7 protein-coding genes are annotated in these 14,858 nt (G+C 67.6%); 6 read left to right on the top strand and 1 reads right to left on the bottom strand.

Annotated features, from left to right (window positions below; genetic code table 11):
* Positions 1-35 precede the first annotated feature (35 nt).
* Positions 36-1,451: a serine/threonine-protein kinase gene (locus OU02_RS06315; RefSeq protein ID WP_033489425.1), complete on the bottom strand. Its 1,416-nt coding sequence runs from the start codon at positions 1,449-1,451 to the stop codon at positions 36-38.
* 278 nt (positions 1,452-1,729) lie between these two features.
* Here OU02_RS06315 and OU02_RS06310 point away from each other — a divergent pair, with 278 nt between their 5' ends.
* The 6 genes from OU02_RS06310 (at position 1,730) to dapA (ending at position 14,788) form a co-directional block, all read left to right on the top strand.
* Complete coding sequence (locus tag OU02_RS06310; RefSeq protein ID WP_033489424.1) at positions 1,730-6,151, top strand: PD-(D/E)XK nuclease family protein; 4,422 nt, start codon at positions 1,730-1,732, stop codon at positions 6,149-6,151.
* A 2-nt stretch (positions 6,152-6,153) separates the two neighbouring features.
* A complete protein-coding gene (locus OU02_RS08370) occupies positions 6,154-10,644 on the top strand; it encodes an ATP-dependent helicase (RefSeq protein WP_051918381.1) in 4,491 nt (1,496 codons plus the stop codon).
* Positions 10,645-10,853: 209 nt separating this feature from the next.
* Positions 10,854-11,618, top strand: a complete 765-nt coding sequence (locus OU02_RS06300; protein WP_051918382.1) for a GNAT family N-acetyltransferase — start codon at positions 10,854-10,856, stop codon at positions 11,616-11,618.
* The gene (locus tag OU02_RS06295; RefSeq protein WP_051918383.1) at positions 11,615-13,018 is read left to right on the top strand and encodes an MFS transporter; all 1,404 of its coding nucleotides are present in this window, start codon (positions 11,615-11,617) and stop codon (positions 13,016-13,018) included. The genes OU02_RS06300 and OU02_RS06295 overlap by 4 nt, the downstream gene beginning before the upstream one ends.
* On the top strand, positions 13,015-13,767 hold the full coding sequence (dapB, locus tag OU02_RS06290; protein WP_033489422.1) for a 4-hydroxy-tetrahydrodipicolinate reductase: 753 nt from the start codon (positions 13,015-13,017) through the stop codon (positions 13,765-13,767). The genes OU02_RS06295 and dapB overlap by 4 nt, the downstream gene beginning before the upstream one ends.
* Before the next feature lie 115 nt (positions 13,768-13,882).
* Positions 13,883-14,788, top strand: coding sequence for a 4-hydroxy-tetrahydrodipicolinate synthase (gene dapA, locus OU02_RS06285; RefSeq protein WP_033489421.1), 906 nt, complete (start codon positions 13,883-13,885; stop codon positions 14,786-14,788).
* The last annotated feature ends 70 nt before the right edge of the window (positions 14,789-14,858 follow it).

Below are 14,858 nucleotides of genomic sequence, written 5' to 3'. Positions count from 1 at the left end.
ATGCCGCGGATCCCCGTTGCCCATCGTACCTGCTGTCACCTCACAGTGCACACGGTTGCAGGCGTCGACGACATACGGCGGTCCTTCCTCACGATGCTCACCTGGATGCAGGTCTGGGGGCCGCTGGACGCCGGCACGCTCACCGACGTGTCCTTGGTGAGCTTTGTGCCCGCGTGCGCGGACCCACTGCTGTCGATGACGGACCACGCGTACGCGTCCCCGTCCTGCGGGTCGGGGTTGCCCCACGTGAACTTCACGGTGTCGCCCGCATAGGTTCCCGAAAGCTCAATCGGCGACGGCACCGCCGCACCGCCCCCCGTCACATCCGGATCCCCGCCGTCCGAGGGCGTGCCGTCCATATCCGGGTTGACGACCGCCGCCGTCGTGTTCGCCGACCGGTCCATGTTCGGCATGACGACGGTCGCGAAGACGATGCCGATCGCCGCGAGCGCGGCGACGACGACCGACGTGATGATGAGCGGCTTGCGGTTCTTCTGCCGGGGCGTGGGCGCATCCGGCAGGCCGCCGTTCGTGCCGGCGGCCGGAAGCGCGGCGCGCGCCGGGTACGCCTCGATGCCCTGCACGGTGACCGGCGTCGCATGGCCGTACAGCTGGATCTGGGCCTCCTGCAGCGCGCGGGCGAATTCGAGCGCCGTGAAATAGCGGTCCGTTGGGTCCGGGCTGAGCGCCTTGAGCAGCACCCGCTGCACGGTGTTCGGCACGTCGGCGCGGTTGATCGGCAGCGGCGGCTTGTGCATGATGCAGTCGACGAGCTCGTCGAGCGTATGCGGCGCATACATGTATTCAAACGGCGATTTGCCGGCGAGCATCGCATAGAGCGTCGCCGCGAGCGAATAGATGTCGCTGTGGTCATCCCCCGAACCGTTCGACGCAAGCACTTCCGGTGGGGCCCACGGCGGCGAGTAGCCGGTGCTGCGGTGGTCGTACAGGCTCGTCGCGATGCCGAAGTCGGCGATCGCCGGCAGTCCCTGCGCGGTGATGAGGATGTTGCTCGTCTTGATGTCGCGGTGCACGGTGCGGTTGCGGTGCGCCAGATAGAGCGCGCTCGCGAGCTGCACGCCGTAGTCGAGTGTCTTGTCGACCGGATAGACGCCCTGTTGCGCGATGATGTCCTTGACGGAGCCGCCCGGCGCGTACTCGAAGATGATGTAGCTGCGGCCGTCGTTCGTGACGCCCGCGCCGTAGACGGTGAGGATGTTCGGGTGCGGGAACGACGCCATGAACGTCGCTTCGGCGCTGAACCGCGCGCCGGCCTTCGGGTCGAGGTGCGTGTTGCTCACCTTGATCGCGACGTCGCGTTCGGTGGCTTCCTGCCGGTAGCGGTAGACATGGGCGGTCGACCCTTTGCCGATGACATCCACATAACGGTATCCCTTGAGCCGTGGTGGTGCGGTCCTGCACCCGGCCGTATGTGTGGTCGCGTTGGGCATATGGCTGGTTCCCGTCCTTCATTCGCTTGGCGCAGTCGCGATTCCGTCCCCCCGGGTGTGCTGCATGCATGATGCATGGTACTGCGTATCCACTGCTTGCTCAATATATATATTGTGTCCGAACAACTGGTCATGCGCGGCCCGGCATTCACGATGCGGAACGCAGCGGGGCGCGCCGGGTCCGCCTGTCGTGGTGGCGTGCGCGTCGCGGACGCGTTATGCTTGGTGGCGGATTCGCCGCCCGCGCCGGCTGCGGTGCGGCCAAGGGGAGGGAACCCATGGGTCAGACAGTAGTGGAGGATGAGGCCATCCGCGCGTTGTTCGCCGAAGATGGCGGCCAAGGGGGCGTCGTGCTCGTCGTCGGGCCGCCACGCAGCGGCAAGACGGCCCTTGCGCTCGCCGCCGCGAAGGAGGCGATGGCGTCCTTCGGCCCGCAACGGGCCGTGCTCGCCGTGTCGAACCGCCGTATTGCCGACGAGTATTCGCCCGAACTCATCCGGCATGTCGGTGTGAGCACGCAGATGCGTCCTGCGACGACGCTCAACGCGCTCGCGTTCCGCCTCGTCGCCGCGCAGCGCGAGCATGACGGGCTGCCGTTGCCGAGGCTCCTCAACGGCGCCGAGCAGGATGTGCTGCTGCGCCGTGTGCTCGCCGTCCACCTCGACCATGCGCGCGCGGGCGATGTGTGCGGCACATGTCGTCTGCTGCGCGACTATTTCCAGAACGAACGGTGGATGTCCTTCGTCACCGACCAGTCCGGCGAGGACGATGACGCGGCGGCCTCGACGACCGCGGCGCTCCTCGAGGAAGGCGTCAACGCCGCGTTCGTCGCCCAGCTGCGCGACATGCTCGCGCGCATGGACGAGGTGGGAGCCGGCCGCAGCACCGAAGGCGAGGTGCTCGCCGCCGTGGGTGACTGCGGCATGACCGGCGAACGGCTGCGCATCCAGTGGCGGCTCGCGTACGCGCTGCGCGCCGAATACATCGCGATGATGCGCGAGACCTATCCGGACGAATACCGGCTCGACGCCAGCTATCTGCAGGTCGCCGGCATCGTCGCCGCCCGCCGCGCCGAACCATCCGGGCTGCCGCGCATCGTCATCGTCGACGACGTGCAGGACCTGACGCTCGCCGGGTTCGGCTTCCTCGAGGCGCTGCAAGCGCGGGGTGTACGCCTGCTGCTCATCGGCAACCCGGACGAATCGGTCCAGTCCTTCCGCGGTTCATACCCCGAATACCTGTTCCGGCAGATCGACGAGCGTTTCCACCCGGCGCAGGTCACGCTCGACTACGCCGGCGGCGATGAGTACCTGCGCGTTGTGCAGGCGCGCGTGAGCCTGTCGGTCGCGACAAGCGAGGAGGGACTCAGGCCGGTTCCGCAACGCCCCGGGAAGATGCCCGCATTGCCCGGCGCGTACCCGATCAGCCGCGTCGATGTGGCGCAGGGCGACGATTCGGTCAGGGCCGCGCTCTACCGCACGCCCACCGAGGAGATCGACGACGTTGTCTGGCGCATCAAGACCGAGCATCTGCTCAATGGCATGGCGTGGAACAGCATGGCCGTCGTGCTGCATGACAACGATGCGATCCGTACATACGGCGAACGGCTGCGCAGGGAGGGCGTTCCCGTGCGGTTCTCGTCGGTCACGCGCCCACTCGCCGAAGAGCCCTTTGTCGAAGGCCTGTTCTCGCTCATCGAGCTCGCGCAGCTGCGCAACGACGGCCTCGCGGGGCGCGCGTTGCCGCTTGCGAAGCTCGCCGCGTTCGTGCGCAGCCGTGTGCGCGCGATCGTCGCGAGCCCGCTGCTCGACATCGCGTCGAAACAGGACGGCGACGCGGCGGATGTCGCGGCCGCCACGCGCCCGATGGACATGCACGCGATCGATACGGCGATGCGCGCGTTGCAGTCGATCGCCGACGTGCAGGACCGCGCCGGCGCCACGGTGGACGGCGAACCCGCCGGTGACGCGCGGCCGTCGGCACTGCAGGAGCTGCGCGGGCAGTGGACGGCGTTGCGTGACGCGGTCACCGCAGCCCATGCCACCGAAGGCCCCGTGCGCGTGCTCGACGGCGATGACGGCGATGACGTCGGGTTCGGCGTCGACGCGCTGTACCTCATGCTCGCCGAGGACGGCGCGCCGGAGGTCCTCGCATCGCTCGAGCGCATATGCGGCCTGGGCGGCGCCGGGAAGGACCACGGGCGGTACGTGGGGCGCAACGCGCCGATACGCCGGTTCAAACGCCTGTGGAAACGCGTCGAACAGATCGCCGCGCAATTGCGCACTCTGACGAAGCAGGACGCGGCGCAGCCGAGGTTCGCGCTCGAGGCCGCGTGGACCGCGTGCGGCGTCGCGCACCATTGGCAGCGCGCCGCACTGTACAACACCCCGTCCGGGCGTGCCGCAAACGACCGGCTCGACGTGGCGATGCGGCTGTTCGACTACGTGGCGAGCAACGGCGCGGCGATGTCGATCCCGATGTTCATCAGCCAGGTGCGCCAATTGCAGATCGAAGCGGATTCGCTCGCGAAGACGGCGCCGCTCGACGAAGCGGTCACCTTGACGACGCCCGCCGGGTCGGTCGGCAGGCATTGGGCGCATGTGTGGCTGCCGGGCGTGCAGGAAGGCGTATGGCCGAACCTCGCGGCGCGCAACACGATGTTCGGCGGCGAGGACCTCGTCGACATCCGCCTGTACGGCGTGCTCGACTCACTACGCGAGGCGATGAGCGGGCAGCGGGGCATCGCCGTGCAAGAAGTGCTCGGCACTGAGCAGAAAAGCTTCCTCGTCGCGCTCACACGCGCCGACACGCGCGTGACCGTGAGCGCGACACTCAACGACGACATGGTGCCTTCCGAATTCCTCTACGGATACCTGCCCGAATACTTCGACCGCATACGCGACGCGGCGCCGGAGACACGGCAATACACGCCCGTCGGCGATGGCAACGCGCTCGACGCGGACGTGCGTGGCATCATCGCACTCGCGCGCGAACGCCTTGCCGACTCCGGCCCCGAAAGCGAAGAAGGCAAGGACGCGATCGCGACGCTCGCGTTGCTCGCGACGAGTGGATACACCGATGCGGGGCCCGGCAACTGGCCGTTCCTCGACCTGTGGGGCGGTGCCACCGTGCCAGCGGAACCGCAGGATGACGGGGATGGGGCCGCCGCCAAGGGCGGAGACGCCGTGAGCTATGCGCTGCGCGCGTCGATCCCCACCACCTCGAATGCGCCATTCACCCCACAGGGGCATGGCGGCGGGCGGCCGGGACCCGATGCGGGGCCGCGGGCGGCCGGACACGGCCAAGACGATGAGCCGATACCGTCCGTCACCCTGTCCCCGTCGACGGTAGACGCGCTGTGGGGGTGCCCGGTGTGCGCCCGCATGAGTCGTGAGTTCTTCGGGCCCACCGTGCAGCCGTTCACGCTCAACTACGGGTCGATCGTGCATGCCGTGCTCGAACACGCGACCGAACTCGGCTGGGACACGCCCGAATACCAGGAGGGGATCGACCTCGGGGACGAGGAGCTCGCCGAGCGTTTCCGCGGGCCATCCCCGGACTACGCGACGTGGGACGCCGTCGCCGCGCGGCGCGCCGAAGCCATCGCCGCGCAGATGATCGAGTACTACCGCACGCTGCGCATCGACCCCGACACCTTGCGCGACGACGCCGAACGGTACAACGCGGGACTGCGGGACGAGCGCACGGAGCGGACGCTGCTCAACGCCGCCGACTACTTCGTCCGATCGAACATGCCGATCTACGAGCAGGGGCCCGATTCGACCGAAACGGTCCTCGTGCCGCCGACAGGCCGCCAGCGCAAGCCGCAGAAACAACAGCGCCCACGCCGGTACACGCATGCGAGCCTGCCGACGATCGGCGCGCTCGTCGACGCGCGCTCGGAGATATCCTTCGACGCGCGGTTCACGCTCGCCGATGTGACGGCTGCGTTCAACAAGGCGACCGGCATGCAAGTGGACCGCGAGCAGCTCGCCGCAATCATGGGCGCGCTCGTCGGAGGCTGGCCGTGCGCATGGGACCGGCGCATGCGCATCCGCCTGACGGGGCGCATCGACCGCCGTGAGACGCGCCGCGACGAAGCCGGCGTGCTCACGTGGAGGCTCATCGACTACAAGACCGGCCATGTGCATGGCCGTTCCGAGAACTTCAACGACCTGCAGCTCGTGTGCTACCAGCTCGCGATGCGCTTCCCGCACATCGAAGAGGGCGGGACCCCCGAACGGTTGCCGATCGCGCGCGCAGCGCTGTTCGACGTCTCGCAGGTCGCCTATCCGGCGGCAAGGAAATCCAAGGCCGAGATGCACTACCAGGAGCCGTTGTTCGACGGCGAGGCCCTCAACGCGGGCGCTGTGCACAAACGCGCGGATCCGGCGGGCACCTATGCGATATCGAGCCTGCAGGTGCTGTTCCCGGACATCAAGTCGTTCGACGACCTGAAGACGCCGGACGTGGACGAGGCCGTCTGGGACATGCTGGCGGCGCGTGCGCATGGCGACTCGGGCACGCTCATCTGGTCCCTGACGATGATCGCGCGCGTGTTCTATGCGGCCGCCGCGAGCATGGCGTCGACGATCGACGCGCATCCGACGGCGGACCACCTCAGGTTCTGCGGCGACAAGCCGATATGCCCGGCGTGCGCCGAAAAACTGCAGACCGTATACGAAACGAAGGGGATGTGACGATGGCCGGGGAGCAAGCACCGCAGCCGAAGAGGACGCCGAGCAGGCAACAGCGGAAGATCATCGACGCGCCGCAACAGGACGACCTGCTCGTTGTCGCGGGCGCCGGTTCCGGCAAGACCTTCACGATGACCGAACGCATCATCGCGCTGATCGAGCCGCCGAACAACGTGCCGCCCGAGCGCATCCTCGGCCTGACCTTCACGAAGAAGGCCGCGTCCGAGCTGCTCACGCGCGTCTCGTCGGAAGTGTCGCGACGGGCGGCGTCGAAGGCGTCGATGTTCATGAAACCCGACGTCTACACCTACGACGCGTTCTTCCAGACGATCGTGCGCCAATACGGCCTGCTCGTCGGATTCGACCAGCAGACGCAGCCGCTGAGCGAGGCCGGCGCGCGTCAGCTCATCGCGACGACGGTCGGCGAGCACATCGCCACCGTGAGGGAAAGCGGCATCGAATTCACGAATTTCAACGCGATCGTCGACGGCGTCTACGCCCTCAGCGCCAACATCGCCAGTGCGATGATCGGCGGCGATTGCGACAGCGTCACGAAAGCGATCGAGAAGATCCGCGCATGGGACGCGGCGTTCCTCGACATCATCGAGGCGATGGACGTGGATTTCGACGTCGTGCCGGACGAAGCGCCCACCGTGCCCAATCTGAGCCCGGCCTCCAAGCGGCTGAGCAAATACCAGTACGACGGCAGGACGAAGGCGAACGGCGAGCCGTACGCGCAGGCCGCGCGCACGAACAAGACGATCGATCATTGGCGTGACACCATCCAGCAGTTCCACGTCAAACAGATGCGCGACGCGACGCGCCGGCGCGAACTGCTGCTCACGCTCGTGCAGTTGTACACAGACGCGAAGCAGCGCAACCACATGGCCGAATTCAGTGACTTCACCGTCGCCGCGTACCAGCTCGTCACACGCTTCCCGTCGATCGGCGAACGGTACCGCGCGCGTTACACGCATGTGCTGCTCGACGAATACCAGGACACGTCCACCACGCAGGCGATGCTGCTCGCGCGGCTGTTCTCGGGCGCCAGCGGCAGGTCCGCGGTGAGCGCCGTCGGCGACCCGTTCCAGTCGATCTACGCGTGGCGTGGTGCGAGCCCGGGCGCGTTCCGCCTGTTCCAGCGTTCGTTCGGCCTGCCGGACGACTATGAGCCGTACGAACTGTCGGAAACGCGGCGCAACTCGGTCGTCGTGCTCGAGGCCGCGAACAACCTGACGGCCGCGTTGCGCGACCAGGGTGACAGCGGCAGCAGCGCCGATGTGCGTGAAGTGGATGTGCGCACCTTGTCGATTCCCCGCGACGGCAAGACGCCCGTGCATGAGGGCACACTCGGCGTCCTCGGCTACGCGACGCGCGGGCAGGAGATCGACGGTGTCGTGCGCTTCGCCAAACACGCGATCGCGAAACACGAACGAGAGAACGCCGAACGCGCGGAGCGGGGGGAGAAGCCCCAGGGCACGAGCCCGCATGTGGCGGTGCTGTTCCGCGGCAAGGCGCAGATCCCGTATTTCCAGGCGGCGCTCGAGGAGGCCGGATTGACGACGTTCGCGGTCGGCACGTCGTCGTTGCTCGAACAACCCGAAGTGCTCGATGTCCTCGCGCTCATGCACGTCGTCGCCGATCGTTCCGACGCCGCGTCGCTCATGCGCCTGCTGTCGACGCCGCGCTTCGGGCTTGAGGCGGCCGATCTGCGGCGGCTCGCGCACATGGCGGACGAACGCAACACCGAATACCGCTACCGCGCGCTTGTCGAGGCGGGCGTGATGGACGCCGGGGCGGCCGAAGACGAGGCCGCGCGCCGCAGAATCGTGCGCGACCACGCGCGTGAGGTGCCGAACGCCGTGTTCGCGGCCGACCTGCTGATGGACGACGACGCCGACGCGATCATCGAGCAATCCCCGATCTCGGAACAGGGCAAGCGCGCATTGCACCATGCCGGCGCCGTGCTGCGGCAGGTGCGCCAGGCCGCCTACGGGCCGATCGAAGAGGTCATGCGCGCTTCCGTGGAAGCGCTCAATCTGGACATCGACATGCTCATCGCGGCCAATGAACGCCGTCGCGCCAGTGCGGCGACGCATGCCGCGGCCGGCCTTCCCGACAACAATCCGTCGGCCGTGCGCGCATCGATCGACGCGTTGCTGCGCACTGTGCAGACGTATGTCCAGGAGATCTCCACAACGCTGGCGCCCACGCTGCGCGGCTACCTTTCGTGGATCGACGCGCAGCGCACGATCGACGAAGGGGCGGCGCCGATGCCGGACACGCCCGTCGACGTCGTGCTGATGACCGTGCACCAGTCGAAGGGCCTCGAATGGGACGCCGTGGCCGTCGTGGGGCTCAAGAACGGCGGGTTCCCGTCGAACCAGGGCGAACGCCTCAGCGTCGAGGTCACCAATCTGCCGGGCGTCGACACGCAGTGGGATCCGCTCGACGCGCTCGGCAAGTGGGCGCCGCCGCGGTACACGGCGCGCGCGCACACATGGATCACCGACCCGGCCGCCGTGCCGGTGCCGGTGCGCACCGACGCGTCGATCCTGCCGGCGTTCCCGGGCAACGCGCGCAAGATCGCGGGGTCGAACGAGTACGATCCGATCGCGTCGCTCAAGAATGACGATGAGCTGGAACTGCTCGACGACGACGTCTTCGGATCCTTGCGCGAATACACGATCGTCAATGACGAGGGATTCCCGCAACAGGCGCAGGCGCTGTGGGGCGAGGCCGAGCTATGGACGATGCCGCAGACCGAGGAATTCGGGCGCAGGCTCTACGCGGACGAACGCCGGCTCATGTATGTCGCGCTCACCCGCGCCCGCGACGAGGCGCTCCTCACCTACAGCGAGGACGCGTCGCTCGCGCGCACGGCGGACAACGCCATCCCCGCGCGCTCACGCGCCGCCACGCGCGCGGTGGCCTGCGCCGCCGGATATGACGATTGGACGGCCACGGATGAAGACAACGTCGTGGAACCGCGCAGTTCCTCCGTGTTCTGGAACGAGGTCCATATGTCGATGATGGCCGGCATGGTCGTCTCCCCACACGCCGAAGCCCATGCCGCGCAACGCACGCCGCATGCCGCCACGCAGGCCGATGTGCTCGACGAGCAGTGGAAGCACGCGATGCACCTGCCCGGATTCATCGCCCGATACAACATGGCGCGCGCGGCACGCGAACAGGTCGAACAGATGCAGGCGAGGCTCGTCGCCGCGCGCGAGGCGGGCGCGGGCAAAGACGAGCTCGACGCGCTCATGGAAACGCTTGACAATCTCAAGGAACAGGCGAGGGAACACGCGTTCACCATCGACGCGAGCGAGATCCCCCACGATGCGCCGCAGTCATGGACGCTCGATGAAATCGCCGAACCGCGCCCCTTCGGGTATTTCATCGGCGAACATGCGCCGGACTTCGCGAACGCCGTCGTCGGGGACGCCTGGAACACGCCGGTCGAAGAGCGCGGCGGCACGACGAGCCGCCCATGGCCGTTCAAACTGAGCGAAGGCCTCTATACGCGGCTGCGTACAGGCGCGGACGCGATCGGCGACACGGTGTGCAAGTACCTCGAAAGCGGAGAGAGGCCATCGGCGGATGACGTGGACCGCGATTCGCTCTATGCGCGTGCGCTCACCCTGATCAAGGATCCGAGCTTCGGCGCGTTGCCCGACATGCCTCCCAGCGACCTCCTGCGCATACTCGGCGACAAGGCGCGCCGCGCATTGCGGCAACAGCGCATGAACGCGACGTCGCTGCAGCAGGGCCGCGCGCTCGGCGCCCACGGTGGTGACGGCAACGATGACAAAGACAGCAAGGACGACGCGAAGAAGAAGGAGGAGCGCCGCCGCCTCAACGTCATCGCCGGTGTGCTGCGGCCGGTCCCCGTGATGTCGTCGCCGCACGCGGAGGAGGGCACACGGTTCCACGCGTGGGCCGAGGCGTTCGTCAACGCTGGCATCGCCGACAACGGTTCGCGCGAGCGGATGATCGGCGAGACGGAGGCCGCGCTCAAGGAAACAGCAGGAGACGCATCATCGGCCGACCACCGCCTCGCCGTCTGGCAGCGGCGGCTCATCGATTCGCCATGGGCGTCGCGCACACCGCAAGGCGCGGAACAGTCGATCGTCGTCGCCATCGACGGCGTGAGCAACCTCGTGCAAGGCAAACTCGACGCCGTGTTCGTCGGTGGCATCGATCCGGCGGATCCGTCGAAACTGTTCACCGTCGTCGATTGGAAGACCGGGCACCGCCCGCGCACACCGGAAGACATCGCCGAAAAGCTCAAGCAGCTCGACTTCTACCGGCTCATGCTCGCGAAGGAGCACGGCGTGCCCCTTGACGCGGTCGACGGCGCGCTCTACTACGTGTCGGAGGAGGACGAGGGGAAGCGGCAGATCGCCGCGGAACCAAAGGACGAGGCCGCGATCATCCGCGAAATCCACGAAGGCATCGCGTTCGAGGACGACGACGGCAACGTCAGCCGGTAGCGAGAGTCGCATGGGCGGCGGCACAGCTGCTACACTGATGCGCTGAAGCATGGGCACAAGCCGCTGGGACCCCCGGCGGCACACGCGTATCGGGGCGGTCCTCCGCCCGGCGCAGGGGAACGCACTGCGCCGATGCGTGTGATCGGAGCCACACCGGCATGCGTGGGCGGGCACACATGCGCAATGCGAATCTGTAAGGAGCAATGCACATGGGCGCGAACAGCCAACCCCACACCAACCCCACTCCGGCACGCACCGCAGGCACGCCTGCCGTAAGCTACCGACCGATGGAATGGAGCGACCTCGACGCCGTGGCCACCTGTTTCGACCGCGTCTGGCCGCAGCAGGAGGGCATCGCCGGCACGCCGGTGGCACCGCTCATCGCCCGCTACCTGACATTGCACTACCTTGAGCAAAGCACATGGTCGAACGTGGCTCAGACCTCCGCCGGCGAATTCGTGGGCATCACGCTCGCCCGCGTGGTGGGGCGGCCGGCGCTGTTCCCGCAGGCGCACGGGGCGCTTATGAGCGTACGCGCGGGACTGCTTACCGACCCGCGTGGCGCGCGCGTCATCGAAACGCTCGAAGACGGGTTCTTCGTGCGCGAAGGCATCCTCGAAGAGGACAGCGACATCACCGCCACCACGCAGGCGGAACTCGAACTGTTCATGGTCAATCCCGGTGTGCGCGGGGCTGGCGTCGGTGGCGCGCTGTGGCGCCAGCTGCTCGCCGCCCTGCGGTCGGTGGATGTGCGCGCGTTCTTCCTGCACACCGACTCGAGCTGCGACTATGGCTTCTACGACCACAAGGGTCTTATCCGCGTGGCCGAGCGCATTGCCGCCGACCACCCGGAAGACGCCAATCTTGCCCCTGGCATGAATACCGACGACCAGTTCATCTACCGCGCCGACCTTGCCGGCACCGCGCTCGGTGGCGCGTTCGACGGCGCGCAGGGCGAGGTGTGCGGCGCATGAGTGCGACAGCCACAGCGAAACGTTCGCCGTACGCGCGCATGTTCACGCTGCCCGGCGCCAAGGCGTTCTGCGCGGCAGCGGCCCTCGCGCGCCTGCCGATGAGCATGATGAGCCTGGGCATCGTGCTCGCGCTCAACCACCTGTACGACAACTGGACGGTCGCCGGTTCGATGAGCGGCGCGTACATCCTCGCCGTCGCCGCCGTCACGCCGTTCTACGCGCGCCTGTTCGACCGTTTCGGCCAACGCAAGGTGGGCCGTGTGGCGCTCACCGTGCAGGTCGTGGCGATGCTCGTGTTCGCGTTCAGCGCGCTCGCACGCGTGCCGATCCCGCTGCTGTTCGTGCTCGCGCTTGTCATGGGCGCCACACAGTTTTCGTTCGGCGCGCTCGTGCGCACACGCTGGACGTACCTGCTCGAACGCACCGGCAACATGGACCTGCTCAACACGGCGTACGCGCTCGAATCGGCGATCGACGAGATCGTGTTCATCTTCGGGCCGATCCTCGCGGCCACGCTCGCCACGTCGGTGCATCCGGTCTCGCAGCTGTTCGTGCCGACCGCCGCGTGCGCGCTCGGCGGCACGGTCTTCTTCTCGCTCAAACGTTCCGAACCGCCCGTGCTGCGCACCGTGGAAACGACCCCGGTTGCTGCCAACGACATGGAGCTGCGCCTCGCGCGCGGCGAATTCGACGCCGGCGCGCGGCAGGGCGCAGCGCCGCAGGACACCTTGCGCAAACGCAACTCGCTCGCCGCGCCGTCGCGCAAGGCGACGCGCAACGTGCTGCTGTACGCAGGCATCCTGCCGCTCATGCTCACATTCATCTGCTTCAACATGAGTTTCACGACATTCGACGTCTCGATCACGGCGGCGATGGAACACGACCATCTCGACCGGTTCCTGGGCCTGCAGCTCGCGATGATCGCCGTCGGCTCGTGCATCGGCGCGCTGTACTTCGGCTCGCGCCAGCACCGCGACCCGCATTGGCGCCGCATGATTGTGTGCCTGGCGATCCTCGCCGTCGGCTTCGCGTGCATGCGCTGGACGATGGACAACTACTTCGTGCTCGGTGCCGTCGAACTGCTGTCGGGCCTTGTCGTCTCGCCGCTGTTCGCCACCGGCAACCTCATCGTCAAGGAGACGGTGCCGGAGCAGTCGCTCACCGAAGGCCTTTCGTGGCTCACGACCGCCGGCCAGATCGGCGCCTCGCTCGGTTCGCTGCTTGGCGGCATGATCCTCGACCATATCGACGCCCACGCCGGCGTCATGATGACGTGGGTCTACACGGCCGCCGCGATCCCCTTCGCCTTGCTTGGCTGGTGGGTCTTCACGCGCAAGACCGCTACACTGGACGTGGAACAAGACGCACCCACGCATACAACAGAAAGGCATGCATCATGATTCGAGTTTCGGTGGTAGGGGCCAAGGGCCGCATGGGATCGCACGTCGTGGCCGCGGTGGAAGGCGCCGCGGACATGCAGCTCGCGCTCGCGCTTGACGCGGGCGACGACCTGACGGCGATCAGCCCGCAGAACACCGACGTCGTCGTCGAGTTCACCGTGCCGTCGGTCGCGCTCGGCAATGTGCTCGCGCTCGTCAAGCAGGGCGTCAACGTCGTCGTCGGCACCACGGGCTGGACCGAAGACAAGCTCAACCAGGTCTCGGCGGCGCTCACCGAAGCCGGCAACCCGGACCAGAGCGTGTTCATCGCGCCGAACTTCGCGATCTCCGCCGTGCTCGCCGACCACTTCGCGCGCGTGGCCGCCCCGTATTTCGAATCCGCCGAGGTCGTGGAATTGCACCACCCGAACAAGGTGGACGCGCCGAGCGGCACCGCGATCCACACCGCGCAGGGCATCGCCGAGGCGCGCGCCGCGGCCGGTCTGGGCCCGGTGCCCGACGCGACTGAGACCGACGGCGGCTCGCGTGGCCAGGTCATCGACGGTGTGCATGTGCACGCCGTGCGCCTGCGCGGCCTCAACGCGCACGAAGAGGTGCTGTTCGGCAACGCCGGCGAACAGCTCACGATCCGCGCCGACAGCTTCGACCGCATCTCGTTCATGCCCGGCGTGCTGCTCGCCGTGCGCAATGTGGAGGGCGCCGGCCACCCGGGCCTGACGGTCGGGCTCGACAAGTTCCTCGACCTGTGATCGATCCGTGCTCCGCACCGGTGCGTAAGTTGATGCGCATACGCTCAACTTGCGCACTTTCCCCAACGCTGAAGAGACGTTTTCGGCGTCCTAACCCAACAGTACCGTTGCACGTATGACTGACGGAACCATGCACCTTCTTGACCCAGCCCCCTTCGGGCGCATCCTGCCCGCAATGGTCACCCCGATGAAGTCCGACGGGGCGGTGGATTACCGCGCCGCGCAGACGATCGCGCGCCAGCTGGTGGCCGACGGCGCGGACGGCATCGTCGTCAACGGCACGACCGGTGAATCGCCCACCACGCACATGGACGAGAAAGTCGAACTGGTGCGCGCCGTCAAGGATGCAGTGGATGTGCCGGTCATCTCCGGCGCCGGTTCCAACGACACCGCGCACACCGTGCGCATGGTCGAGCAGACGCAGGAAGCGGGCGCCGACGCGGTGCTCGTCGTCTGCCCGTACTACTCGCGCCCCTCACAGCAGGGGATTTTCTACCATTACCGCGCCGTCAACGAGTCGGCGGACAAGCCGATCATCGTCTACGACGTGCCCGGGCGCACCGGCGTGCGCATCTCGCTCGACACCTACTGCCACATCTCCGAACTCGACCATGTGTGCGCCGTCAAGGACGCGACCGGTGACATCGCCGGCGCCGTGCGCAAACGTCTCGAAACCGGCCTCACATGGTATTCGGGCGACGACGCGCTCTTCCTGCCGTTCCTCTCGATCGGCGCCGTCGGCATCATCTCGGTCGTGGCCCATGCCGCCGCCGGCCCGCTGCGCGATCTGGCCAACGCCTTCGACCGCGGCGATGTGCACCGCGCCCAGGCGCTCGCCAACCGCATCGCCCCCGCGATCGACGCGATGAACGGCACCGGCTTCCAGGCCGTGATGGCCAAGGCGGCGCTCAACGTGCGCGGTCTGCTCGAATGCACCGAGATGCGTCTGCCGAATGTGGGCCCGAGCGCCGAGCAGATCGGCGTGGTCAAGGCGGGGCTCGAAGCGTCCGGACTGCTGTGACGCCACGGCCGTGCGCGCCCGCGGCCAACCTGGTTCCTTGCCGTCCGCACAGGCGGACGGCACTTATTGA

This window comes from Bifidobacterium pseudolongum subsp. pseudolongum DSM 20099 (assembly GCF_000771225.1).
Lineage (GTDB): Bacteria > Actinomycetota > Actinomycetes > Actinomycetales > Bifidobacteriaceae > Bifidobacterium > Bifidobacterium pseudolongum.
The sequence above is the reverse complement of the archived record's forward strand: the minus strand, read 5'-3'. Positions and strand labels throughout refer to the sequence as shown.

Coding starts and splice junctions, on each gene's coding strand:
- OU02_RS06295 (WP_051918383.1), top strand. CDS start 11,615: ATGAGTGCGACAGCCACAGCGAAACGTTCGCCGTACGCGCGCATGTTC.
- OU02_RS06315 (WP_033489425.1), bottom strand. CDS start 1,451: ATGCCCAACGCGACCACACATACGGCCGGGTGCAGGACCGCACCACCA.
- OU02_RS08370 (WP_051918381.1), top strand. CDS start 6,154: ATGGCCGGGGAGCAAGCACCGCAGCCGAAGAGGACGCCGAGCAGGCAA.
- dapA (WP_033489421.1), top strand. CDS start 13,883: ATGACTGACGGAACCATGCACCTTCTTGACCCAGCCCCCTTCGGGCGC.
- dapB (WP_033489422.1), top strand. CDS start 13,015: ATGATTCGAGTTTCGGTGGTAGGGGCCAAGGGCCGCATGGGATCGCAC.
- OU02_RS06300 (WP_051918382.1), top strand. CDS start 10,854: ATGGGCGCGAACAGCCAACCCCACACCAACCCCACTCCGGCACGCACC.
- OU02_RS06310 (WP_033489424.1), top strand. CDS start 1,730: ATGGGTCAGACAGTAGTGGAGGATGAGGCCATCCGCGCGTTGTTCGCC.